General features: G+C 32.2%; 22 protein-coding genes. 14 read left to right on the forward strand and 8 right to left on the reverse strand.

The genetic code is table 11. The features are described from left to right. Window positions 1–4: 4 nt before the first annotated feature. Window positions 5–436: a ribose 5-phosphate isomerase B gene (gene rpiB / locus F6P99_RS03895; protein ID WP_152286115.1), complete on the reverse strand. Its 432-nt coding sequence runs from the start codon at window positions 434–436 to the stop codon at window positions 5–7. 952 nt (window positions 437–1,388) lie between these two features. Here rpiB and rnr point away from each other — a divergent pair. From rnr to F6P99_RS03925, 6 genes are all read left to right on the forward strand, one after another. Next, complete coding sequence (gene rnr, locus F6P99_RS03900; RefSeq protein WP_152286116.1) at window positions 1,389–3,605, forward strand: ribonuclease R; 2,217 nt, start codon at window positions 1,389–1,391, stop codon at window positions 3,603–3,605. A gap of 71 nt (window positions 3,606–3,676) precedes the next feature. Beyond that, on the forward strand, window positions 3,677–4,402 hold the full coding sequence (locus tag F6P99_RS03905) for a GIN domain-containing protein (RefSeq protein WP_152286117.1): 726 nt from the start codon (window positions 3,677–3,679) through the stop codon (window positions 4,400–4,402). Between the two features lie 80 nt (window positions 4,403–4,482). Continuing rightward, window positions 4,483–4,677 (forward strand): twin-arginine translocase TatA/TatE family subunit, encoded by a 195-nt coding sequence (gene tatA, locus F6P99_RS03910; protein WP_152286118.1) that lies wholly within the window; start codon window positions 4,483–4,485, stop codon window positions 4,675–4,677. 112 nt (window positions 4,678–4,789) lie between these two features. After that, window positions 4,790–5,614, forward strand: a complete 825-nt coding sequence (locus tag F6P99_RS03915; RefSeq protein ID WP_152286119.1) for an AraC family transcriptional regulator — start codon at window positions 4,790–4,792, stop codon at window positions 5,612–5,614. 286 nt (window positions 5,615–5,900) lie between these two features. Beyond that, entirely contained in the window at window positions 5,901–8,495 is a 2,595-nt protein-coding gene (locus F6P99_RS03920) for a TonB-dependent receptor (protein WP_193315985.1), read from the forward strand. A gap of 142 nt (window positions 8,496–8,637) precedes the next feature. Beyond that, window positions 8,638–9,999, forward strand: a complete 1,362-nt coding sequence (locus F6P99_RS03925; RefSeq protein WP_152286121.1) for a glycoside hydrolase family protein — start codon at window positions 8,638–8,640, stop codon at window positions 9,997–9,999. A 71-nt stretch (window positions 10,000–10,070) separates the two neighbouring features. Here the strand turns inward: F6P99_RS03925 and F6P99_RS03930 are convergent, their stop codons facing one another. Next, the gene (locus tag F6P99_RS03930; RefSeq protein ID WP_152286122.1) at window positions 10,071–10,994 is read right to left on the reverse strand and encodes an SPFH domain-containing protein; all 924 of its coding nucleotides are present in this window, start codon (window positions 10,992–10,994) and stop codon (window positions 10,071–10,073) included. A 101-nt stretch (window positions 10,995–11,095) separates the two neighbouring features. Here F6P99_RS03930 and F6P99_RS03935 point away from each other — a divergent pair, with 101 nt between their 5' ends. Continuing rightward, window positions 11,096–11,476: a 6-phosphogluconate dehydrogenase gene (locus tag F6P99_RS03935; protein ID WP_152286123.1), complete on the forward strand. Its 381-nt coding sequence runs from the start codon at window positions 11,096–11,098 to the stop codon at window positions 11,474–11,476. 102 nt (window positions 11,477–11,578) lie between these two features. Here the strand turns inward: F6P99_RS03935 and gltX are convergent, their stop codons facing one another. Further along, window positions 11,579–13,105, reverse strand: a complete 1,527-nt coding sequence (gltX, locus tag F6P99_RS03940) for a glutamate--tRNA ligase (protein ID WP_152286124.1) — start codon at window positions 13,103–13,105, stop codon at window positions 11,579–11,581. Window positions 13,106–13,260: 155 nt separating this feature from the next. Between gltX and ybeY the strand changes: the two genes are divergently transcribed. The 5 genes from ybeY to F6P99_RS03965 all read left to right on the forward strand — a co-directional run bounded on the left by ybeY (window position 13,261) and on the right by F6P99_RS03965 (window position 17,764). Further along, the gene (ybeY, locus tag F6P99_RS03945; RefSeq protein WP_152286125.1) at window positions 13,261–13,671 is read left to right on the forward strand and encodes an rRNA maturation RNase YbeY; all 411 of its coding nucleotides are present in this window, start codon (window positions 13,261–13,263) and stop codon (window positions 13,669–13,671) included. Window positions 13,672–13,720: 49 nt separating this feature from the next. Continuing rightward, the gene (gene mnmG, locus F6P99_RS03950) at window positions 13,721–15,598 is read left to right on the forward strand and encodes a tRNA uridine-5-carboxymethylaminomethyl(34) synthesis enzyme MnmG (protein WP_152286126.1); all 1,878 of its coding nucleotides are present in this window, start codon (window positions 13,721–13,723) and stop codon (window positions 15,596–15,598) included. Window positions 15,599–15,669: 71 nt separating this feature from the next. Then, a complete protein-coding gene (locus tag F6P99_RS03955) occupies window positions 15,670–16,308 on the forward strand; it encodes an HAD family hydrolase (protein ID WP_152286127.1) in 639 nt (212 codons plus the stop codon). Between the two features lie 31 nt (window positions 16,309–16,339). Then, entirely contained in the window at window positions 16,340–17,275 is a 936-nt protein-coding gene (locus tag F6P99_RS03960; protein WP_152286128.1) for a class I SAM-dependent methyltransferase, read from the forward strand. 108 nt (window positions 17,276–17,383) lie between these two features. Next, a complete protein-coding gene (locus tag F6P99_RS03965; protein WP_152286129.1) occupies window positions 17,384–17,764 on the forward strand; it encodes a hypothetical protein in 381 nt (126 codons plus the stop codon). 317 nt (window positions 17,765–18,081) lie between these two features. Here F6P99_RS03965 and F6P99_RS03970 read toward each other — a convergent pair whose 3' ends face one another. From F6P99_RS03970 to F6P99_RS03980, 3 genes are read right to left on the reverse strand one after another with little or no spacing between them, the layout of a single operon-like run. Beyond that, a complete protein-coding gene (locus tag F6P99_RS03970; protein ID WP_152286130.1) occupies window positions 18,082–18,477 on the reverse strand; it encodes a DoxX family protein in 396 nt (131 codons plus the stop codon). A gap of 11 nt (window positions 18,478–18,488) precedes the next feature. After that, a complete protein-coding gene (locus F6P99_RS03975; protein WP_152286131.1) occupies window positions 18,489–19,727 on the reverse strand; it encodes a carboxypeptidase-like regulatory domain-containing protein in 1,239 nt (412 codons plus the stop codon). After that, window positions 19,717–20,304 carry an RNA polymerase sigma factor gene (locus F6P99_RS03980; protein WP_226913006.1) on the reverse strand — a complete coding sequence of 196 codons (588 nt, stop codon included), beginning with the start codon at window positions 20,302–20,304 and terminating at the stop codon, window positions 19,717–19,719. The genes F6P99_RS03975 and F6P99_RS03980 overlap by 11 nt, the downstream gene beginning before the upstream one ends. Window positions 20,305–20,405: 101 nt before the next feature. Here F6P99_RS03980 and F6P99_RS03985 point away from each other — a divergent pair, with 101 nt between their 5' ends. Together F6P99_RS03985 and F6P99_RS03990 are read left to right on the forward strand one after the other, a co-directional pair. Then, on the forward strand, window positions 20,406–22,235 hold the full coding sequence (locus tag F6P99_RS03985) for a vWA domain-containing protein (RefSeq protein ID WP_152286133.1): 1,830 nt from the start codon (window positions 20,406–20,408) through the stop codon (window positions 22,233–22,235). Window positions 22,236–22,254: 19 nt separating this feature from the next. After that, window positions 22,255–22,959 (forward strand): SIMPL domain-containing protein, encoded by a 705-nt coding sequence (locus F6P99_RS03990; protein ID WP_152286134.1) that lies wholly within the window; start codon window positions 22,255–22,257, stop codon window positions 22,957–22,959. 241 nt (window positions 22,960–23,200) lie between these two features. Here the strand turns inward: F6P99_RS03990 and F6P99_RS03995 are convergent, their stop codons facing one another. Both F6P99_RS03995 and F6P99_RS04000 read right to left on the reverse strand, forming a co-directional pair. Then, window positions 23,201–24,211, reverse strand: a complete 1,011-nt coding sequence (locus tag F6P99_RS03995; RefSeq protein WP_152286135.1) for a hypothetical protein — start codon at window positions 24,209–24,211, stop codon at window positions 23,201–23,203. 169 nt (window positions 24,212–24,380) lie between these two features. Further along, window positions 24,381–25,349, reverse strand: a complete 969-nt coding sequence (locus tag F6P99_RS04000; RefSeq protein ID WP_152286136.1) for a substrate-binding periplasmic protein — start codon at window positions 25,347–25,349, stop codon at window positions 24,381–24,383. Window positions 25,350–25,368: the final 19 nt, after the last annotated feature.

A 25,368-nucleotide genomic window follows, 5' to 3' on the forward strand; every position in this document is an offset into this window, starting at 1 on the left:
TTTTTTAACTACAAGAAATTTTATCAACTCTGTTTTGATGACGTCCTCCTTCAAACTCAGTATTTAAAAAAGTTTCAACCATTGCCAACGCTTGAGGAATAGAAGTAAATCTAGCAGGAATACACAATACATTTGCATTGTTATGTTGTTTTATTAACTCAACTATTTCTTTTGTCCAACACAATCCAGCTCTAACATTCGCGTATTTATTAGCCGTCATAGCAACTCCGTTTGCACTACCGCAAATCAATATTCCTAAATCAACAGCTTTTGTATCAACCGCTGCAGCTACTTTATGAGCAAAGTCTGGATAATCAACACTGTCAAAACTATCAGTACCATAATTAGTTACAGTAATTCCCTTATTTTCTAATAATTCTACGATTGCTGATTTGTAATCTGGTCCAGCATGATCATTCCCAATTGCTATTGTCATTTTTTATGTATAAATAATTAATCCTACAAAAATACAATAAATGAAAAAAGGAATCAAAAGTAGCCCCATAAATCTAAAAGAATTCGTTTCGAAACATATCAACAATTAACATAAGTTAATATACTTATTTTCAATTATATAACTTTAAATTAACATTAAATAGTAGATTAAAACATTCATTAAGCCCAGCTATTAACAGGTGTTCTAATAACTTTTTCAAAAAGCACTAATACTAAAGGAGTTAACAATGTTATTCAAATGTTAACAAATAATAGGTAAAAATCTATAAAAAAATTTGCTTTTTAAATGCTAAAAAACAATACAGGACACCTAGGTAATTATGCAAATTTATTTTCATAAAAATAACGTGTAGTTATCAACATAAAAAAATTGAGTTATGAGCATTAAAAATAGAAATATATATTTACAATTTATACTTATTTGCATTTCAAATATTCTTGTTAATAAACTATCTAATTTTTATGATTAACAATATTTTAGACTGTTTATAACGTTCTAATAACTACATTAAAAACTACCATTTTTGAATAATACAATAAAAAAGAAAAAAAGTTATTAGGGCTATTAACAAGCAATCATAGTCCATTATTCTTTTTTTTAAATTTTAAATAAAACTATATATATATTACTATATGTTTATAACAATTGTATTTAGTAAAATACCTTAAGTTTCTATTTGTATTAAAAGCTATAATATAAATAGTTTTGTAGTTATTATGAATACCTTAACGACTAAAATCTACTTGTTATTTTAAAATAGTGTAGCTTTGCAAACAGTTAAATTTATTTAAAGCAGTGTGTCCACTTATAAAAAAGGGAAAACCTAATTACACTGGCTTATACAATTCCTGTAAAATTTTCACTTTTATTAAACTACAGGAACGACAAATACGACAACTTAATTCGTATTTTTAAACAAACAAAAAACAGAATGTCAAAAGGAAAAAAGAAAAAAATATATAAGAAAAAAGGAAATGTTATCAGGCACTTGACTCGAAATATTATGAGTGTGTTTAGTAAAGAAGGAAATAAAATTCTGAATTACAAACAAGTATGTGCCAAATTAACGATTAGCGATGCCAATGGTAGAAATCAGGTAATAAAAAAATTAGAAGATTTAAAAGGTCAAGGAAAATTAGAAGAAGTAGATAGGGGTAAGTATATTTTAAATCAAAATAAAAATTATCATATAGGTACCTTAGATCTTACGTCTAATGGAAATGCTTATTTTATTTGTGATGATTTCGAAGACGATGTGTTTATTCCATCGATCAATATCAATAGAGGTTTAGACAAAGACACTGTAAAAGTATATGTGTACAACAAACGTCGTAGTTCTAAAAAAGAAGGAGATGTAGTTGAGATTATCGAACGTGCTAAAACTGAGTTTGTCGGAGTGTTACAGGTCAGTAAAAACTTTGGATTTGTAGTACCAGATAACAATAAAATGTATGCAGATATTTTTATTGCGAAAGACAAATTGAATGGGGCAGTAGATGGTGAAAAAGTGATTGCAGAAATTATAGATTGGCCAGAAAAATCTAAAAATCCATTCGGAAAAATAACCCAAATTTTAGGCTTACCAGGCGAACATAATACTGAAATACACAGTATTTTGGCAGAATATGGATTGCCGTATGAATTTCCGGCACATGTAGAAAAACAAGCCGAAGACTTAGATACAACTATTACCGAAGAAGAAATAGCTAAACGTAGAGATATGCGTAAAGATTTAACCTTTACGATTGATCCGAAAGACGCTAAAGATTTTGACGATGCTTTGTCTTTTACAGTTTTAGAGAATGGAAATTATGAAGTAGGAATCCATATTGCAGATGTATCGCATTATTTAGAAGAAAACTCTGAAATGGATAACGAAGCTTATGATAGAGCAACATCGGTGTATTTGGTAGATAGAGTAGTACCAATGCTTCCAGAAAAATTATCAAATGGAGTTTGTTCGTTGCGACCTCATGAAGAGAAATTGACCTTTTCAGCTGTGTTTGAACTAAATGACAAAGCGCAATTGATAAACGAATGGTACGGGCGAACGGTTACTTATTCAGATGAGCGATTTGCGTATGAAGAAGCACAGGTAATCATCGAAGAAGGAAAAGAAGATGTAAAGACTACAATACCTGAAGATATTTCGATTAGAGAAGGTTCATACGAGGTTTCTGAGGATGTTGTTAATGCAGTATTAAAACTAGACACGCTAGCAAAAATAATGCGTAAAAAACGCTTAAAAGAAGGCGCTATTACTTTTGATAAGGTTGAGGTGAAATTCAATTTAGATGAAAATGCAGTTCCTTTAGGCGTATTTTTTAAAGAATCTAAAGATGCGAACAAACTTATTGAAGAGTTTATGTTATTGGCAAACAGAAAGGTATCAGAGTTTGTAAGTAGAAAAAAAGGAAAGCCTACAAAAAACACATTCGTATACCGTGTACACGACGAACCGAATATTGATAAGTTGACTGCTTTGCAGGGCATCATTCATAAATTTGGATACAATATTGATTTAAAATCTAGAAAATCGACTTCAGATAGTTTGAACCAGTTGTTAGAAGATGTACATGGTAAAGGCGAGTCAAACATGATTGAAACTCTTGCAATTCGTTCGATGAGTAAAGCAGAATATACCACGGAAAATATTGGTCATTATGGATTGGCCTTCGATCATTATTCGCATTTTACATCACCTATTCGTAGGTATCCTGATGTAATGGCGCATCGTTTGTTGCAAAATTATTTGGATGGCAAACCTTCTCCGAAACAAGAAGAATTTGAAGAAAAATGCAAACATTCTTCTGAAATGGAATATTTGGCAACAAAAGCCGAAAGAGATTCTATCAAATACATGCAAATTAAATACATGCAAGATCATGAAGATCAGGAGTTTTTAGGTGTTATTTCGGGAGTAACAGATTGGGGTATTTATGTAGAAATTATTGAAAATAAATGTGAAGGAATGGTCAGAACTCGTGATTTGCGAGATGACTATTATATTTTCGATGAAAAACAATATGCCATGGTAGGTCAGTCTACAGGTAAAATGTATCAATTAGGAGATGAAGTTACTGTTACTGTGAAAAATACCGATCTAGATAGAAAACATTTAGATTTTAACATTGTGCAAAATTCATAAATATCCAAGTCATAAAAATTGATTCTGGCATTACTTTTGTAAAAAAATACAGAAATATAAAATTAGTTGAAATGAAAAAAGTAGCGATTTTGATTGTATGTTTTGTTGCCTTTATAGCGAAAGCACAAAACGAAGTTGTAGTACAATTAGAAAAGATAGAAGAATTAAAAGTTTACAAAGGTTTAACGGTAAATTTGATCAAATCTGAAGAACAAAAACTTGAAATTTTAGGTGAAAAAGCAGCAGATGTAACCTTTAAAAACAAAAACGGAACTTTGAAAATAAGTTTAAATTTAGGAAGTTCTTTCGATTCCAATAAAGTAACAATCAACTTATATTACAACAGTATCATTCCAGAATTTGATGTAAATCAAGGTGCTACAATTACTTCTGATCAAACTTTTAAACAAAAGCAATTGATTTTAAGTGCCCAAGATGGTGGTATTTTTAAACTTGATTTAGCTGTAGATTATTTAAAAATCAAAGGATTGACTGGGGGAATTATGTACCTTGAAGGAGTTGTAAAATCTCAAAACATCAATTTGGTATCTGGAGCTATTTACAATGGGTTAAATTTACAATCCGAACAAGCTATTGTCTATGTTTCTACAGGTGCTATTAGTAGCATTCAGGTAACCGAAGTATTAGATGCAAAGGCTAAATTTGGAGGAAATGTTACCTATATTGGAAGACCTAAATCAGTTGCTACTGAAGAATCACTCGGAGGTAAAGTAACAAAAGCGACTTCTTCTTCGACAGAATTGCCAAAAGAAAATGCAACGAGTAAAGAGTCGTAAGTGTAGCCGGTTTTGATTTTTTAAAACAACTATCATATGTAAATCAAAGTTAGTATCTTTGCGTATCAAAATTTATCAAAATGAATGTATATAGTATCTTTTTAGGGATGATAGGTCCACCACAAGTAATATTAATTGTTGTAGTTGTTTTATTACTTTTTGGAGGTCGTAAAATTCCAGAACTAATGAAAGGTCTAGGAGGGGGAATCAAAGAATTCAAAAAAGCCTCTAAAGAAGATGATCCAAAAGAAATAGAAAAAGACGATAAAGCTTAAGAGAATTGTTTTTTTAATTATATAAATCGAAGTTGTTTTGTACGGCTTCGATTTTTTTTGGCATAACTATTGTTTCGTAAGAAATTAATAACCCTGATTTCAATATGTAACAATGCCACCGATTAAAATTCACAATAAAATAGAATCAGAAAATTTTTTTAAAATAGCTGAGTTTAAAAAGGATATTCGAAAAACCAAACCGCATAAACATCATAAATATATTGAGATTGTTTTCTTTAAAGAAGGCAGTGGAACTCATACCATAGATAATAATGAAATAGAAATAGCGCCTTTTATTGTAAACATCATTAGAAAAGAACAGGTGCATTTCTGGGATTTGCAATCAGAACCTTCAGGTTATGTGATTTTATTGAAAAAAGATTTTATTGAAAATGCTTTAGATAAAGAACTAAAAAGATTGCTTTTTGATTTGAGTAAATACCCTTATTTTTTTCCTAAAGATACAGAAACCGTGTGCGCTTTGTTTGCTATGTTGTTAAAAGAATACAACGCTAATGAAGCAGATAATGATGTAGTATTAGAGGGGTTGTTTAAAGTTTTGTTGGCTAAATTATTGCAGTCAGAGACCCGAAAAGAAAACACAAGAGAAAGTTTATATCACAAATTTGTAGATTTATTAACTTCATATAAAATAACATCTTCTAAAGTAGAAGACTATGCTGTTTTATTAAATACAACACCGCAAAATTTGAATACCATATGTAAAAAAGAATCCAATGTTTCGGCCTCAACTTTACTTTCTGAGTTTATAATTAGTGAAGCAAAAAGATTGTTATGGTATTCCAATCTTAGTATTCAAGAAATTGCTTATACCTTGCCGTTTAAAGATAATTCTCATTTCAGTAAATTTTTCAAACGTAGCGTAGGGGTGACACCGAAAATTTTTAGAATGAATCAACAAAGTGTACCACAATAATTTCAAAAAGACCATTTTAGCATTTATAATTTATATAATTTTGTTTTATTACTAAAAATAATGGTGATGTACATCGCTATTATTTAAATTTTAGAATAGAATAGTTTAATTATTATAGTCTTATTTATGCGTGTTTCTATATACTTTTAAATGATACAAACGAGCTAATTATTGATATATTTGAATTAATGTATTTTAAGTTTAAAACCAATAAAAACTATAATTTTACAAAAAAATAAAGCTTTAATAAATAATTATTATGGCAGTTTATTATCAAAAGAAAATCATGAAAAATTTAATACAGATTACCTTAACAATTCTAGGATTGTTTGTTTTTGGAAGTGTAACAATGTTGGCGCAAGATGGAAGAATTAAAGGAAAAATAATAGATAAAGAATCAAACGAAAATGTGCCTTTTGCAACTGTTGTGATCCAATCTGATGCAAAAACAGATGGTACAAGTACTGATGATAAAGGTAAATTTGATTTTGAAAAACTGTCACCAGGTACTTATACAATTGTGGTATCTTATATTGGTTTTGAGGATACTGTTATAGAAAATATTGAAATAAAGAAAGACAATGATTTTGTGAATCTTGGAAAAATATTTTTACAAGTAAATACAGAAGCTTTGAGTGAAGTAGAAGTTACAGGTGTTAACAAAACTCAGGTATCAAAAATTGATAGAAAAACATATGCTGCAAAAGATTTTGAAACTGCACAGGGTGGTAATGCAGCTGATGTATTAGGTAAATTACCTTCTGTAACTGTACAACCTGATGGAAATGTTTCCGTTCGCGGAACCTCAGATTTTATGGTATACCTTAACGGTAAACCTACCAATATTGATGCGACTACTTTATTAAATCAAATTTCAAGCAACGACATTGATAAAATTGATATCATCACAGTGCCAACAGCTCGTTACGATGCACAAGGAAAAGGTGGAATTATCAACATCAAAACAAAATCTAGTGGTATCCAAGGTTTTGCTGCAACTGCTACAGGTACAATCGGTGGCGCTCCTTGGGCAAATGATACCGATAAATATAGCGGTCATAGTATGAGAGACGATCGTTTTGTTGGAGGTATCAATTTAATGTACAATACAGAAAAATACTCTCTGCATGGTTCGTTTAATTACAATGAAAAAAATGTAAATGGAATGCGTATTGGTAGAGCTAGAGTATTAGTTGATGATCAAACCGATCCATACACGTATTTCCATATGAATGCACAAGGTGAACGCCCTGAGTGGTATAAATATTATTCTGCCAATGTTGGGGTAGATTTTCATTTGAGTGCTACCAAAGAATTGTCATTTTCATATTTTTATGGAAATAGAAATAATGGTAGAGCGGCTTATTATATCTACAATACTTTTGATGCAGATGCATCTGGAAATACGATTGGGGGAGTAGCTAGAGATGAAGAATATATCTACAATCCGAATATTGACAACAGATATGGGAATTACAATACTGCGAGTGTAGATTATACCGTAGATTTTGAAGAAGGTTCTAACTTAAAATTATCAGGTACTTATGAAAGCTCTGGGTTGAGTAGAGAGCTATCGAACACGAATTATTTCTATGATACAAAAGAAGCTATTGATGCTGATATTGAAAATGAGTATGCAAATGCTAAAAACCAAAGCGCCTATGGGATGTCTGATGATACTCCTTTACAAGGTTACCGAGGTTCTGTAGATTACGAAAAAGTATTAGAATCGGGTAGAACGTTAGGGGTAGGAGCACAGGTACAATATGTTGGTATCAAAGGTGATTTTTATTTTCAAAACGATTTGGTTACCGATGATTTAAACAACTCTATAGATTTTGATAGAACAGTTACAGCAGCGTACATTGATTATGCAGGTTCTGGTGATAAAATCAGTTATAATTTTGGTTTGAGAACTGAATATGGACAACAAAATACATTTATTTCGAATACTTCGTATTTGGGAGATTTCGGTTTGTCTGAAGAGAATAATTATGAACAAAATAAATTAGATTTCTTTCCATCAGCGCATATTAGCTATCAAAAGAGTGATCATACAAAATATATATTGGCTGCAAGTAGACGAATCAACAGACCTTCATTAACTAAAATGGCTCCTTTCTTATACCGTCGTCATTTCGAGGTGTATGTAATTGGTGACCCGACTTTAGAGTCAGAATATTTAAATAATGTAGAACTGTCGTACGAAACCAATATAGGCAAACAAAACATCAACCTAACAGGTTTTTATAGAGGTACAGAAAATGCTGTTTTTAGAGTAAATACTACAACTACACAAATTGAAAATCCAGACATGCATGCAATATTACAAGAAGATGTCTTGATTCGTTCGTACACAAATGCCGGAAATTCAACAGCAATAGGAGGGGAGCTAACGGCTAATTTATTTGTAAACTCTTGGGCAAAATTATTGGTAGGTGGTTCATTGTACAACTTCAAAATTAAGGGAGATGTATTTGGTTATGCAGTTGATCAAGAAAGTACGAACTATAGCTTAAAAGGAAATATGAATGTAGACATTACAAAAGAATTAAGTTCTACTTTAGATTATAATTATACTTCTGCAACAGTTACTTCTCAAGGTTCTAACGATTATTTTCAAGCAATGAATATTGCTTTCAATTACGCTCCAGAAAAATGGGAAGGATGGAATTTTAGTTTAAGAGGTTTAGATTTGTTGAGTTCGAATTTACAAGGTTTAGATACCAATGCATTTAACAATCAAAACCAACAAATATTCTATCAAGAAACAGAATATCATAGAAATGGGCCTATAGTTGAGTTAGGAGTTACATATACATTTAACAAGGTGAAATCTAAAAAAGCGAAAAAAGCTTCTGCTGAAGAGCATTTCAAGTAATTATAAAATTGTTTTAAATAGAAACCTCTGTCATTTTTTGGCAGAGGTTTTTTATTGGGTAAAATTGTGGGATTTACAGGATAATATTACTCATAAGTTAATTTGGTAAAAAGCTATTTTTGATTGCTTTAAATTATTGATTATGAAAAATATACTAGTAGCAATATTGTGTTGTTGTTTTGTTTCTTGTTCAGCTTCAGAGGCAGAGATAGTAGATTCTGAAAGAATAGAAAAAGAGGATGAGATTGAGGTACAAGAAACGATTATTCCAGAAGGTGATGTTTCAGATATTAGTTTGTATCCGGCTCAACCGTATTTCCAAGAGGGTGCTGGATATAATGGTACTGAATTAGAAAATTTGTCCCCTGAAAAGATCAAAACCTTTGTAAAAAACAATCTTATTTCTGATACAGAGAATTTACAATCATTGATTGATGGGTTGTCAGAAATTGGTGGTGGAAAGGTATTTATTCCTGCTGGTAATTATAAAATTAAAAATGTCCTATTAAAGAGCAATATTCACATCACTTTCGATGAAGGTGTTGTAATACATATGGATACAAATAGACCAGGAAAAGGGTTTTTATTCAATCTTGGTGTAGATCGGTTTGATACTACCATTGAGAATGTACAACTAAAAGGTTTAGGAAACCCTTCAGAAAGACCAAAATTATATTTAGAAAGAAATAATGCGAACGGTTTTAGAAGAGCTATTGCCATGGGAAACATCAAAAATGTGTTGATAGAGAATTTTTCGATTTATGACGAATACACAAAAGGAACAGCAATAGCCATGAATCCAGTTCAGATTGATGAAACTTCAGCTTATATTCCAGAAAATGTCACCATTGCAAATGTTAGTATGACAGGAGCTTCTATTGGCTATGGTTTGGCACAAACGAATACAGGTAGAAATATTTTGTTGAAAAATTTAGTTTGCGAAGGAGGGATGACGTGTAGAATTGAAGCGCATACAGGTAGGCATTTAGATATTGGTGTTTATAATATTATTATTAAAAACGTTGTGAGTAGAAATGGAAAAGCTGCGGTTTTGTTGCAACCTCATTCTGTGGTGAATGGTAGAGTGATGGTTGATGTCGCGATGGCTGAAGGTAGTACTTGGACATTATTTTTAAAAGAAGGTTTTGTAGCGAGTGATTCGAAGCGAAGAGAAAAAGGTTCTTTCGATGCGAGTTCGACCTTCAAAAACATTAGTCTTTTTTCTAAAGACGATACAGCCTCAATGTCTTTTAAGAATTTTAAATATGTTCCAGAAAAATTGCAATATTTATACTATCCACCAAATTTTGTTCGCAACGAATTAGACGTTAATCATGCACTTGGTTCAAATGGAGAATTTTCTAATGAAAGTCCAATTACAGGGCCTTCAGTTGCTGTAATTTTTAAAGATACAAGTTATCCTTTGAACATTCCAAAAACCTCTGAAATAGTCTTAAAAGGCGTTGTTGTTGATCGATTAAAATTATTAGAACCGAACAAATAATAAAATTTATATATACATAAAAAAGTCCCATTCTTTTAAGAAAAGGACTTTTTCGCGAAATGCTTTTTTAATTATTTAGATTCGTCTTTAGGTGTATTCGAACTCTCGTTTATTTTGTTGGCTGCAACGAGACTCGTTACCATATCATTTAGCATTGAACTTGCCGCATTAGGGTTGTTTGGTAATAATATCAAATTACTATTGGTATCAGATCCTATAGATTGTAAGGTGTCATAATGTTGTGTAATCACAATTAATGCAGAAGCTTCTTGAGAGTTGATACCCGCTTTATTCAATACATCAACAGATTCTTCTAAACCTCGGGCAATTTCTCTTCGTTGATCTGCGATCCCCATACCCTGTAATCGTTTGCTCTCTGCTTCGGCTTTTGCGCGTTCTACAATTAATATACGTTGCGCATCTCCTTCAAATTGCGCTGCTAGTTTTTCGCGTTCTGCTGCGTTAATTCTGTTCATAGCTTCTTTTACCTGCGCATCAGGATCGATATCTGTAACCAATGCTTTTACAATATCATATCCATAATTCAGCATGGCTTGTTTCAATTCTCTTTGAATAGCAAGAGCTATGTCATCCTTTTTTTCAAATACATCATCAAGTTTCATTTTTGGTACTTCCGCTCTTACTGTATCAAAAATATAGGCAGTAATTTGATCATGTGGATTTTGAAGTTTGTAAAAAGCATCGTATACTTTTTCACGTAAAATTTGAAATTGAACCGAAATCTTCAATTGTACAAAAACATCGTCTTTGGTTTTTGTTTCGACGATAACATCTAATTGTTGAATTTTTAGACTAACACGACCGGCAATTTTGTCTACTAACGGAATTTTAAATTGAAGTCCAGACTGTCGTATACTTAAAAAGCGTCCAAAGCGTTCAACAATTGCTGTAGTTTGTTGGTTTACGATAAAAAATCCCATGGCAATTATAGCAATTGCTGGAATAATAAGGATAAGGTTGGTTATTTGAAACATAGTGAATTTTTTAGATTTGTTTAAAGGTATGGATTTTGAGATAAAAATAATTTCTATGCCTAATTAAATATTCCTAAATTTGGAAGAAAATAGATAGTATCATGAAAAAGTTTCTTTTTGGATTTATAGGAATTGTAGTTTTAGCGATCGTATTATATTTCACAGCAGTTTATTATATGACATACAGCGAAGGATATCGTTCAGGTCAATTGGTAAAAGTGAGTTATAAAGGATTGGTATTTAAAACCTGGGAAGGCCAATTGAGCCAAGGTGTATCAGACGGTCAAGTATTTCGATTTTCAATTGAAGATAATGAAGAACGCGTGATCAAGCTTTTGCAAGATTATCAGGGTAGTAATGTTCGTTTAAAATTCAAAGAAAGATTTGCTACGTTTGCCTGGTGGGGAGACACTAAATATTTCGTCGTAGATGTCGAAAAAGTCGATGAAATTGAACAGAATAATAAAAGTTTACACGATTAAATAAACAAAAAAACCTCCAATACTATTGGAGGTTTTTTTATTGTTTAATTCTGATTATTGGTACCTTGAGCTTGTCAAAGGGTACAATCTTCGAGACAGTGTTTATCCCAATATTTTAATAGCATTTTCTATTCGCTTGATAGATGCTTCTTTTCCAATCATGGCTGCAATGTCAAAAAGATGTGGTCCTTTTAATGCACCGACCAAACTAAGTCGTAAGGGTTGCATTACTTTACCAAAACCAATTTCTTTAGAAGTAATCCATTGTTTTAAAATGGTTTCCACATTTTCAGAAGAGAAATCTTCTATAGAGGTTAATACATCGATTACTTCAGTCATAAGACTGCCGGTTTCCGGCTTCCATTGTTTTTTTGAAGCTTTTGGATCGTATTCTGTAGGGTTCGCAAAGAAATAATCACTTAGATCCCATAAATCTTTTACAAAAACTGCACGTTCTTTAACCAATTCAATTACAGTTTCAATATACGTATCTTCTGCAGAAATTCCTTTTGCATTTAATATAGGTTGAAATAATGCAGCAACTTCCGTCGTTGCTTTCTGCTGTAAATATTGTTGATTGAACCAATTTGTTTTTTCTGGACTAAATTTGGCTCCCGATTTACTCACTCTATCTAAAGAAAACTCTTTAGCTAATTCTTCTAAAGAAAAGATTTCTTGTTCAGTACCTGGGTTCCAACCTAACATGGCTAACATGTTTACAAACGCATCGGGCAAATAACCATCTTCTCGGTACCCTCTTGAAACTTCACCGTCTTTTTCGTTCGTGTATTCTAGTGGAAAGACAGGGAATCCTAATTTGTCTCCATCACGTTTGCTTAATTTTCCTTTACCAACAGGTTTTAATATCAATGGTAAATGAGCAAATTCAGGAGCATTCCATCCAAGTGCATTGTATAATGCAATATGCAATGGGAGTGAAGGTAGCCATTCTTCTCCTCGGATTACATGAGAAATTTCCATCAAGTGGTCATCGACAATATTAGCTAAATGATAGGTCGGCATTCCGTCATTTTTAAACAATACTTTATCGTCTAAAAGAAATAGTTTGAAAGACACATCATTTCTTATCAAATCTGTTGTGGTTAAAATCTCGTTTTCGAAATCAGTATCGTACATTTTGAAACGGATTACATACTTTTCACCAGAAGCTAGTTTTTGTTGTACTTCTTCTTCAGAAAGCGAAAGCGAATTATTTAAGTTGTGTCTAGTAGTATGATTGTAAATAAAGGGTTCTTTATTTGCCTCTGCCTTTTTTCGTTCGATATCTAATTCTTCTGCTGTATCAAAAGCATAATAGGCATGTCCACTTTCAATCAGTTGTTCTGCATATTGTTTGTATATATCTTTACGTTCAGACTGTCGGTAAGGACCGAATTTTTCGTTTTTACCTGGTGCTTCATCAAAGGGTATTCCGCACCATTCCATTGCATCTACGATATACTTTTCTGCATTTGCTACATAGCGAGTTTGATCGGTGTCTTCGATTCTTAAGACAAAAATTCCGTTGTGTTTTTTTGCAAATAGATAATTGTATAAAGCGGTTCTTACTCCACCTATGTGAAGTGGACCTGTTGGACTCGGTGCGAATCGTACTCTTACGTTGTTCATTTTCTAAAAATTTAAAGTGCAAAAGTACGAAAAAGAAGTATTGTTCTGCTTTTTAGTTTGCCTGCTTGTTATGTTTGTTTTTTGGTTGTTGGGTTGTGCTAATTTGAAAAACTGAGAACTAAAAACTAAATGGTATCTTTGCAAAAATTTTCACAATGATAGAATTTAATTACGAACTTGATTTCAAACTTTCTAATGAGGAGGTTTTCGAGAATTGGATTGAAGAAGTTGTTGCTTCATACAATTTTACATTAGGGGAATTGAATTATATTTTTTGTGACGATGCCTATTTGCTGAAATTGAATGTTGAATTTTTAGAACATGATACATTAACGGATATCATTAGTTTTGATTATACAATGGGTAAATTGGTGGGTGGTGATATTTTTATATCTATTGAACGTGTGAAAGAGAATGCTGCAGAATTAGGTTTGGACTTTAAGGAAGAGTTGAAACGTGTTATGGTGCATGGTGTATTACATTATATAGGGTATAAAGATAAATCTGCTGAACAAAAGAAAGAAATGCGTTTGCAAGAAGATAAATGTATTTTATTGTTTAAATAACTGATTATCAACTATATAAAAAATTTGTTCCACGTGGAACAGCTATATTATGAGTCTTTTTACTGAAACATACGATGTGATTGTTGTAGGGGGTGGGCATGCTGGTTCTGAAGCTGCTGCTGCTGCTGCAAATATGGGAGCAAAAACTTTGTTGGTGACAATGAGTTTGCAGAATATTGCTCAAATGAGTTGTAATCCAGCAATGGGAGGTATTGCTAAAGGACAAATTGTTCGTGAGATAGATGCGTTGGGTGGTTATTCAGGTATTGTTACTGATGAAACTGCGATTCAATTTAAAATGTTGAATAAATCTAAAGGTCCGGCAATGTGGAGTCCACGTGCGCAAAGTGATCGTATGCGTTTTGCTGAGAAATGGCGTTCAATGTTGGAACAAACAGAGAATTTAGATTTTTATCAAGATATGATTGCTGGTTTGGTGATCGAAGATAAAAAAATTATAGGTGTTCGAACTGGTTTGGGTTTTGAAATAAAGGCAAAAACAGTTGTGATTACAGCTGGTACTTTTTTAAATGGTTTGATTCATATTGGCGAAAAAACCTTTGGCGGAGGTAGAGCTGGTGAAAGTGCTTCTACGGGTATTACAGAAGATTTGGTAAAAGAGGGTTTTGAAGCTGGTCGTATGAAGACAGGAACTCCACCTAGAGTGGATGCGAAGTCTTTGGATTTTTCTAAAATGATAGAACAACCTGGTGATGCGAAACCTGAGAAATTTTCTTATTCACGAACTACAAATAAATTAACAGAACAGCGTTCTTGTTATATGTCATACACTTCTCAAGAGGTGCATGATTTATTACGAGAAGGTTTTGATCGTTCCCCAATGTTCAATGGCCGTATAAAAAGTACCGGTCCTAGATATTGTCCGTCGATTGAAGATAAAATAGATCGATTTGCTACGAAGGATAAACATCAAATTTTTGTAGAACCTGAAGGGTGGGATACTACTGAAATTTATGTGAATGGTTTTTCTACTTCTTTGCCAGAAGATGTTCAGGACAAAGCGTTGCGTAAAGTGGCTGGTTTCGAGAACGTGAAGTTTTTACGTTTTGGATATGCGATAGAGTATGATTATTTTCCTCCGACACAGTTGAAACATACCTTAGAAACTAAGTTGGTTGAAAATTTATATTTCGCTGGTCAGATTAATGGAACCACAGGTTACGAGGAGGCTGCATCACAAGGGTTGATGGCTGGTATCAATGCTGCTTTAAAAGTTCAATCCAAAGAACCGTTTATATTGAAACGTCATGAAGCTTATATAGGTGTTTTGATTGATGATTTGATTACAAAAGGAACAGAGGAGCCATATAGAATGTTTACATCTCGAGCTGAATATCGAACGTTGTTGCGTCAAGATAATGCTGATTTGCGTTTGACACCGAAGGCTTTTGAGTTGGGTATGGTTGGTAAAGACCGTTTGGATCGTGTGAAAGAAAAGCAAGAAAAAACGGATTTGTTTGTTGCGTTTTTACGTGATACTAGTGTAAGTCATGTTGATGTGAACCCTATTTTAGAAGCAAAGAATTCTGCACCAGTGAATCAATCAATGAAGATGTTTAAATTGGCTGCACGTCCTCAGTTAGATTTTGACGACGTTAGAAAATTTCCTAAAGTTCAAGAGTTTATTGATGCTAATAATATTGATGATGAAATTATTGAGCAGACAGAAATACATGTGAAATATGCGGGTTATATAGATAAGGAGAAACGAAATGCGGATAAGTTATCACGTTTAGAAAATGTTTCCATCCCCGATAATTTTGATTATGAAAAGGTGAAATCGTTGTCTACAGAAGCACGTCAAAAGTTGGCAAAAATTAAACCAGTTACGATCTCTCAAGCGAGTCGAATAAGCGGAGTATCCCCTAGTGATGTTTCTGTGCTACTCGTGTATATGGGTAGGTAAAATAATAAAAGTTCCACGTGGAACTTTTTTGTTTTTAAGAAAATAGTACCGATAAAAACATAATAAATTCTATGAAATATAAATGTGTAATATTCGATTGCGATGGGGTGTTGGTAGATACCGAACACATCTCAATTGGTACTTTGGTGTCGATGGGAAATGAGTTGGGAGCTGCTTTAGATTTTGAATTTGCTATGGTTCATTTTCTAGGAAAGTCGTTAGAATATTGTTTCAGATATATTGAAGCGCGTTGTACAAAACCGTTTCCCAATGATTTTGAAAAACAATACAGGGCGGTAAGTTTCGAAAAATTTAAAAACGAATTACAGCCAATAGAAGGCATCAAAGAATTGATTGAAAAATTAAATGTTCCTTTTTGTGTTGCCTCAAACGGACCGTTGAATAAAATGAAATTGAATTTACAAACAGTAGGTTTAGATTCTGCATTTGGTACAAATATGTTTAGTGCATATGATATCAATAAATTTAAACCAGATCCTGCGTTGTTTTTATATGCTGCCGAAACTTTAGGGTTTACACCTGAGGAATGTGTGGTGATAGAAGACAGTGATGTTGGTGTAAAAGCTGCTATTGCTGGTGGGTTTGATGTGTTTGGTTTTGCCAATCCTAGAAGTGAATCTTTGTTGAAAGATGCAGGAGCTAATCTTTTTTATCATATGAACGAATTGTCTGAATTATTAGATTTGTAAAACCATTTTTATTAAAAACATAAAATTATAAATGTCTGCTAGAGCTGTAAATATTCCTCCGAAACGAAGTAGTTTTGAAACTTATGTGAGTTGTAAAGACCATTTGGTAACTGGTGAAAAATTCGATTTGTTGTTAGATGATAATTTAGATTTGTTAATGACAAATCCGAAACCGGCAACAAAAGATTTAGCGAAATATTACGAAAGTGAAGCTTATATTTCACACACAGATGGAAAGAAATCTGTTGTTGATATCGTATATCAATTAGTAAGGAATTATACTTTAAAGAAAAAGCTCAAACTAATCAACTCTTTTCATACAGAAGGAAAACGAATTTTGGATATTGGAGCAGGTACGGGTGATTTTTTAAAAATTTGTTCTGAAAATGATTGGAGTGTAGTAGGGGTGGAACCGAATGCTTCAGCAAGAAAAATTGCCTCGGAAAAATCGCATAAACAAGCAGGACAGTTTTTCGAATCTGTCGATGAACTGAAAAAAGAAGAAAAAGTTTTTTTAGGTTTTGATGTAATTACGATGTGGCACGTTTTGGAACATGTTCCAAATTTAGATGAGACGATTTTCAATCTGAAAAAATTATTAAAACCAGAGGGTGTTCTAATTGTAGCGGTACCAAATTTTAAAAGTTTTGATGCCGGTTTTTATAAAGAGTTTTGGGCGGCATATGATGTGCCAAGACATTTATGGCACTTTTCTCAAACCGCAATTAGAAGGTTGTTCTTTTTTCAAGGAATGGAAGTAGTAAAAACATTGCCAATGAAATTTGATTCTTTTTATGTTTCTTTATTAAGTGAAAAGAATAAAACTAAAACAACTAATTTTTTGAAGGCTTTTTATATTGGTTTGAAATCAAATCGGAAAGCGAAAAGAACAAATGAGTACTCGTCATTAATCTATGTGATTAAAAACACAAAAAACTGGCTTAAAGACGGTTTTAACGGTTTTTAATTGCGGTTTGATGTGGTATGTTGTTTTTTTTGAGAAAAGGGCTTAAATTAGGTTTATTTGAAGTCGATTTTTGATGGTTAATTTTTAGATTTTAAAGATTGTAGTAGTATGGAATTAGATTTTGTTGAAAATGTAAACGGCTTAGACGAACATATTGTGCGTCTTTTTAATTTCGATATGGCAGAGGCTATTTTGTTGCGTGATTTACTACAAGAAACAATTGTTGAGAAAAGAGAAAAGTTAGACTTGTCGCAAGTAGATTTTATAACGAGACATGATTGTAATTTGATTTTTGGTTTGTTTAAATCGGATGAAGGGGTTTTAACCAAAGACAAAGAAACTTTCTTTTGTATTTTAACAAGCCAAGGTTTTAAAGAAATGGTTGCGCTTCTAGAACCGTTTTGTAAAAAAGAATCGAAAAGTTTCACCTATCTCTATGATATAGATACTCCCATTGATTTATTGTTTGCGCCATTTGGGAAACGATAATCTTAAAAATCTATTTTGCATAATCTTTTTCAAAAAATGCAATTTTTAGAAGTTATACGAGTGTTTTTATATTTTATCAAACACTTTTTATTCGAAAGAATGTTTTAAAAGGGTCTAAATTGAACCTGAAAGCTACTTGTCGATTAAAACACCTCTTAAAATGCATTTAGAGCGTTTTTAAGGGTTTTGATTTCTTTTAATAGACAAATGGGTTGTCATTCATTTTTGTGGGATATATGCCCTTTTTATGGTGTTCTTTTTTGATCAATGTTGTTTATAGTTTTGTTTGTGCTGTATAGTTTTTGTTTATGTTGGTTTTAGTTCAATAGATAAACGCCAAACACACTTAAAATAAAATAGACGGTTAAGGAAGTAGCACCAGGGTAATCTTTTGCAATTCTTTGACCCACCAACATATATAAAATAGTAATACACGAAAATGTTGTGCCTAATAAGGCGGTTTCTTTTTCTTGATTTACATAAAGCTGATAGATTCCAATAATCACAAAATATGCAGTTAAGACTTCAAGAAAAACCAAAAAAGCAATCAATGGTTTTATAAAATTTTTAATAAAGGAGTTCTTAAAAGTTTCAGAGATATAGGAAATGGTTCCTTGCCAATCACTGAATTTTTCAATTACTGAAATGACAAACGTAATCAGTAAGAATACAAGTATCAAGAGTTGTGCTAAATATGGGTGCTGTAAGTCCATAATGATTGAGTTTAATAGATTTCAAATTTAATTAGAATTTTTTCATCTATAGGTAAATTATCAAACGTAGACGGTTCCCAATTTTCAGAAGTTTTTAGAATGCGTGTAATTTCCTTTCTAATTTTTCTTCTGACTTTGTTTCTAAATTTTATGTTAGAAATTTTTCCGTTTTCCTGAATTTTGAATTCCAAATAAATCCAGATGGTTTCATCATCAGAAACAAGAGTTTCATCAAAAGAATCAATAATCCAATCTGTAAAGTCTTCTAAATCTCCCTGTGGAGGCAGAGATAAAATAGACCCTATAGAGTCCTTATGGATAGATACCCCAGCGACATTGCCAGAGAGGGCTTTTTCTAAATCGGGGTGTATGTTTTTTTCTAGGTCTTTCGATTTAATACTTGTTATGGAGCCTGTAACTTCTTTTTTCTTAACAGTTCCATATCCGACGACAACTACTTCGTCTAGGCTTTCATCACTCTCTTGAAGCACGATCAACATAGAATCATTTGCAGGTCTAATCGCTTGCTCAAATCCTAAATAATCAAACGTTAAATTTTCTGTGCTGTCAATGTTGATGTTGAATTTTCCATCAAAGTCAGAAGTTGCAACCTGTTCTTTTCCATCAATTGAAATCATTACACCAGGTAAGGGGTTGCCTTCGTTGTCTAATATAGTTCCTTCAACATTTTTCGATTCTTCTAGGATGGTAGTTGGAGCTTCTGATATTTGAATTTCGTCTATTTGATTTAGTTTTATCGGAGCTTTTTTACGTTGTAGTTTTTGATTATGTTGTGTTGTAACTCGAATTTTCTTTGAATTTTCTTCATTGCTTTCAAAAACAATTTCTTCTTTTTCGTGTTCGATGTTATTTGGTACAGGTGCATCTATTACAATTGGTATAGATGGTGTATGTTGGGGATTGAATATTTCGTCTTCATGTGTTTTGTTTTGCTGAGTGAAATAAAAATAACTTGCCATTCCAACAATCAATAATAGCGAGGCGACCGCATTGTATCTACGTAAGGTTTTTAAGATTCCTTTTTTCGGTTGTTTCTTTGATATCAGTTTGTTTAGAGAGTCAGTGTCTTTGATAAAATTAGAAGATTTCAATTGGTCTATTCCTTCTAATGCTTCTAATTCAAACGAATTATTTTGTGAGTTTTTTTCAAACACATAACGATCTTTATCTGACAATTCATTGTGCAGATATTTTTGATAATCTGAGTATGTGTTTTTCTTATGCTTCATCGTTAGTTTGTTTCTCAATACAAATTTTTAAATTTCGTTTTCCGTTTTGTATGTAACTTTTTACCTTTTTCTCTTCAAGATGAAGTTCCTCAGAAATTTCTCGATAGCATTTTTCTTCATAATAAAATAAGGAGACACATTTTTTTTGTAGCTCTTTGAGTTTTTCTAGACACAATTGCAATGCATTGTTTATTTCATTTTTCGCTTCTGTATCTATTGGATGCATCGTTTCTTCATTTTCCATAAAAAAATCGTTGCTATATTTTTCCAGCTGATTTTTTGAGGCCTTAGATTTTCGAAGTTGCATCAAGCAAAAGTTTCTGGTAACACTGTGGAGCCAACTTTTAAAATTAAGTACTGAGTGTTTTGGCAATTGTTCAACAAGTAGTTCGAAAATTTGAATTACACCGTCTTGACTGTCTTCACGATTTTTAAAATACTTCAAACAAACACCATAAACTAGGTGTGTATATCGACTGAAAAGCTGCCCCAATATTTCTAAATCTTTTTCTTTTTGAAAAAGTTTTAGCAGGGTCTCATCACTTTGTTTATCAGGCTTATTTGAGTTGAAAATCACATTTCGAATGTACACATTAAAAAAAAAAGAAAAAATTTTTATGGAATAATACTTCTTGGTGCATCTAATTAGAAAACGAAGTTTCATTTAAATAAAAAATCATGAAAAAATTAAACCTACTAGTAGTTTTGTGTTTATTATTAAGCACATCAACATTTGCAAATCAGATAATTGGTTTTGTAAAAGATCAAAATAATGACCCGTTGCCTGGTGTATCAATTGTTGTGCAACATACCGCTAAAAGTACTGTTACAGATTTCGATGGAAAGTTTGTTATCGATGCTATCTCAGGAGATGTTTTAGAATTAACATATATAGGTTTTGTTTCAAAGAAAGTGAAAGTTGGTAAATCTAATCGTTTATCAATTGTATTAGAAGCTTCGGAAGAAATACTTGAAGAAGTAGTTGTTGTCGGATATGTAACTCAAAAGAAAAGAGGCTTAACCGGAGCGGTAAGGCGTGTTTCTCATAGCAAAGCTCAAAAGACAAATATTTCTGGACGTGCGCTTTTTGACAACGAAGAATTTGTGAATGAAAGCTATGCCACTATAAATGAAAATGGTTTTCAAAATCCAGTATTAAAACCGTTATCTACATTTTCTATAGATGTAGATGCAGCATCTTATAGTAATATAAGACGTTTTTTAAATCAAGGTAAATTACCACCCAAAGACGCAGTGAGATTAGAGGAAATGATCAACTATTTCGATTACGATTACAAACAACCAGACGATAAGAATCCTTTTGCGATTCATTACGAATTGGCCAATTGTCCTTGGAATACAGAAAATCAATTATTGCATATAGGTTTACAAGGAAAAGAATTAGATACAGAAGCTGCTCCACCAAGTAATTTGGTTTTTTTAATAGATGTTTCTGGTTCCATGGAAGCACCGAATAAATTACCACTTTTAAAGAAAGCTTATGGTTTGTTAGTAAATCAATTGAGAGCAAAAGACAAAGTTGCGATTGTTGTGTATGCCGGAAGTTCTGGTGTAGTGTTGCCTTCAACATCGGGAGATCAAAAAAAGGAAATTATAAATGCGATTGATAAACTTCAGTCTGGAGGAGGTACAGCTGGCGCTCAAGGTTTAAAATTAGCATACCAAGTCGCTGAAGAAAATTTTATTGAAGGAGGTAACAACCGAATAATATTGGCCACCGATGGTGATTTTAATGTAGGACAATCAAGTGACGCAGATTTAGAAAAGTTAATAGTTAACCATAGAGATAAAGGTATTTATATTTCTGTTACAGGATTTGGAATGGGTAATTATAAAGACAGTAAAATGGAAATTATTGCCGATAAAGGAAATGGAAATTACAATTATATAGATACGATGTTAGAAGCAAAAAAAGTATTTATCAACGAGTTTGGAGGAACTTTATTCACCATTGCTAAAGACGTAAAGATTCAAATTGAATTCAATCCGAATTTAGTGAAAAGGTATCGATTGATAGGATATGAAAATAGGTTAATGGCTGATGAAGATTTTCAGAATGATAAAAAAGACGCAGGTGAACTAGGGGCCGGACATACGGTTACTGCGTTGTATGAGATAGTACCTGTAGGAAGTTCGAAAAAGTTTGACACAGATTTAAAATATCAGACAATAGATCCAGTGTCGAAAAAATTATTTAACTCTGAATTGGCAACAGTAAAATTTAGGTATAAAAAGCCAAATAAAAATAAGAGTACTTTAATTGAGTTGCCCTTGAAAAATAAAGTGATAGGTTTTGAAAACACCTCAAATAATTTTCAGTTTTCATCTGCAGTTGCAGGGTTTGGTATGTTGTTGAAAAACTCTGATTATAAAGAAAACTTGTCTTTTGAAACGATTGAAAAAATGGCAAAGCAAGCAAAAGGAAAGGATGAAAATGGCTACCGAGCAGAATTTATCAAAATGGTAGAAATGGCGTCTTTATTGTAAAATTTAAAAAGTATAAAACATGAAAAAATTAGGAATAATAGTAATCGCATTTGTAAGTGTATTCAGTGCAGTCGCACAAACAAAAAATTTTATCGATCAACCCTATGTAGATACTACTGCCAAAGTAGATACCTTGGTGGTGCCCGATAGAATATTTGTAACGATTGTATTGCAAGAAGAAGATTCTAAAGGAAAAGTTTCTATCGAAGACTTAGAGAAAAAATTAGAAAAAGTATTAACAGCATTCGCAATAAATACAAAAAAAGATCTTCAGGTAACTGATATGTCGAGCAATTATAAACAGTATTTTTTAAAGAAAAAGGATATTCATAAAAACAAATCATTTTCATTACTGTTGCGAGATGCCAAAACAGCAAATACTGTTTTTGTCGCTTTAGAAAAAGAAGGGATTTCGAATGTTTTTTTAGAGAAAACCGAATATTCTAATTCAGATCAGTTGCAATTGTTTTTAAAAATGAAAGCTATAAAAAAAGCGAAACTACAGGCAGAATATTTAACAAATGCTTTGGGACAAGAAGTTGGAAAAGCGCTATATATTATGGATAGAAATAATCAGTTAAATAGGTATCACAATAATCAATTAGATGAAGTTGTGGTAATAGGCTATGGTACTAAAATGAAAGAGGACTACAAACCTATAGAGGTCGAGTTCGAAAAAATATTGCTCGAAACAACAGTTTCCGTAAAATTTGAGTTGAAATAAATAATAGGAAATAATTTTTTTCCAAACATTATATAAATATAAAACTCCTTTCAGCAATAATGCTTCCAGGAGTTTTAACCCTATTACTACTACTGTTTTATTCTAATTCTTTAGCTTTTTTTATTGTTTTGATTGAAATAATCAAGAATAAATATTTTTAATAGGGGATCTAGGGGGAGGTATATTTTAACAAACAAAAAAACAAAGATCAACGAAAGATGTTCGCTGATCTTTATTGTGATTATTTACGTCTTCTTTTTTTAGGTTTTAAGGCTTTCAACTCATCTTCGTTGTTAACCGTTACCGTTTCCTCATCGATAATTAATGAGATAGGAAATACAAATTCTGGACGCACTCCTTCTTCTAAAGTTTCTGCATATGCTTTCAATGCATCAGCATCAGCAATTTCTAAATCTCCATCAGCTGTAACAACAGATACAGGGAATACCAATTCAGGACGAGCAGGTCTTTCTGGTTTTAAAGCTTCTAATTCTTCTTCGCTGTTTACTGTTACCGTTTCTTCGTCAATAATTAAAGAAATAGGAAAAACAAACTCAGGACGTACACCTTCTTCTAAAGTTTCTTTGTAAGCTTTCATCGCATCAGCATCAGCAATTTCTACATTTCCATCAGCTGTAACAACAGATACTGGGAATACCAATTCAGGACGAGTAGGTCTTTCTGGTCTTTCTGGTTTCAATGCTAACAATTCTTCTTCGCTGTTAATTACAATCGTTTCTTCTTCGAATACAACCGAAATAGGATATACAAATGCTGGTTTTGTGTCTTCTTCTAAAGATTCTCTATAAGCTTTAAAAGCCTCTTTATCTTCGATAGCTAGTTCACCTTCTGCAGTTGCAACTGATACTGGGAATACCAATTCGAATGGTGGTTTTCTATGTCTTCTTTTCTTTTCTCCAACCAAAGCCTTCATTTCTTCTTTACTGTTTACAGTAATCGTTTCTCCGTCTACTGTAATATCTATTGGAAAAACAATTCTAGGTCTTCCTGTTCTATCACCATAGGCTGTCAATTCTTCATCACTAGAGATAATTACTTCGGTATCGTCTTCCTCTAAAGCTGAAATAGAATATTTGAAAGACATCGTTTCTACTGCCGATTTGATTTCTTCATTTGATAACTCACTTGAGTTTTCAGACGCAATAATTTCTTCTGTTAGACTTTGGTCACAAGAAGTTAATACTCCTAATGCAATAAATAATGCTGCAACCGATTTTGTGAAATTTTTCATGATTATTTGATTTAAAGTTTATTTTATTTCGTGCTTCTGTATATAAAACATGCATGTAATAAATAACCCTACCTAAAAAAGTTATTTTTTTTAAATTTTTATAAAATCACAAAAAAAAGACACCCATATAATAGGTGCCTTTTAAAAGAGTTGTGGGTTTAACTTGAAATTATATTTTTATTTGAATACCTACCGGGGCAAGTTGCTGGTTGTTCTGAACAGGTATTTTGTTTTTGTATGCGTCAGGAACGCTTTCCCAATCAGGATAATGTTTGTTATTGATATAAAAACCATTGGATTTCGATTCATCATAAAAAAGAGAATACGATTTTTCTGGAGCTTCTTTACCCACAGCATCTCCATTTAAGATCAATTCTGAAACTCCATCATCGTCAATATCTACTTTTATCCAATCTAATTCCATGATCTTATTATAGGTACCATCTTGCATCATGAGTTTTATTTCTTTGTTGAAAAGGTCAATAATTTCTGCTGCATTGGCAACCTGTTTATTAATTGCAAAATGAAGGGATTTTGTAGCATATGGTTTTTTAGAAATGGATAGGTATTTGTTTACATCGTTTACTTGGAATTTTAACATGTATTGAATTAAAAGGTTATCAACTAAGAAGTAGTCAATTTCTTCAGAGAGTAATTTTTCTAAATTTTGCTGGTTGTTTTTACTGTACACATATTCAATATTCTTATGGTTTGTGATTGTTTCGTTGTAGGCATACCCAGCAATTAATCCAAGTTTTTTATTGTTCAATTCTTCAAAGTTTGCCACAGAAACATTTGTACCTTTTCTACTCACCAGCACCAATTGATTTTCTAAATAGGGTTTAGAAAACAACATGGTTTCTTCTCTTTGTTTCGTTTTCCACAAAGCAGCACTTCCGTTATAGTCGTTTAATTTTATTCCTTTTAATACTGTGTCAAAATCTACAATGTAGTTTTTACAAGAAATATTAGAACGCAAGAGAGCCTCTGAAACAATATCAATAGCAACGGATTTTTCTTTTTCAACATTTGTAAAAGGTGGCCAAACATCAGAAGCAAGTTTTAGGTCTTGAGCAAAAGACTGTATACAGATGAAAGAAATAATTAATAAGGTTGTTTTTGAGAACGGCATTTTCATAGGTGTTATTTAAAGTAGG

Origin of the sequence: Flavicella marina, from assembly GCF_009193215.1 — a bacterium.
Taxonomy (GTDB): Bacteria; Bacteroidota; Bacteroidia; order Flavobacteriales; family Flavobacteriaceae; genus Flavicella; species Flavicella marina.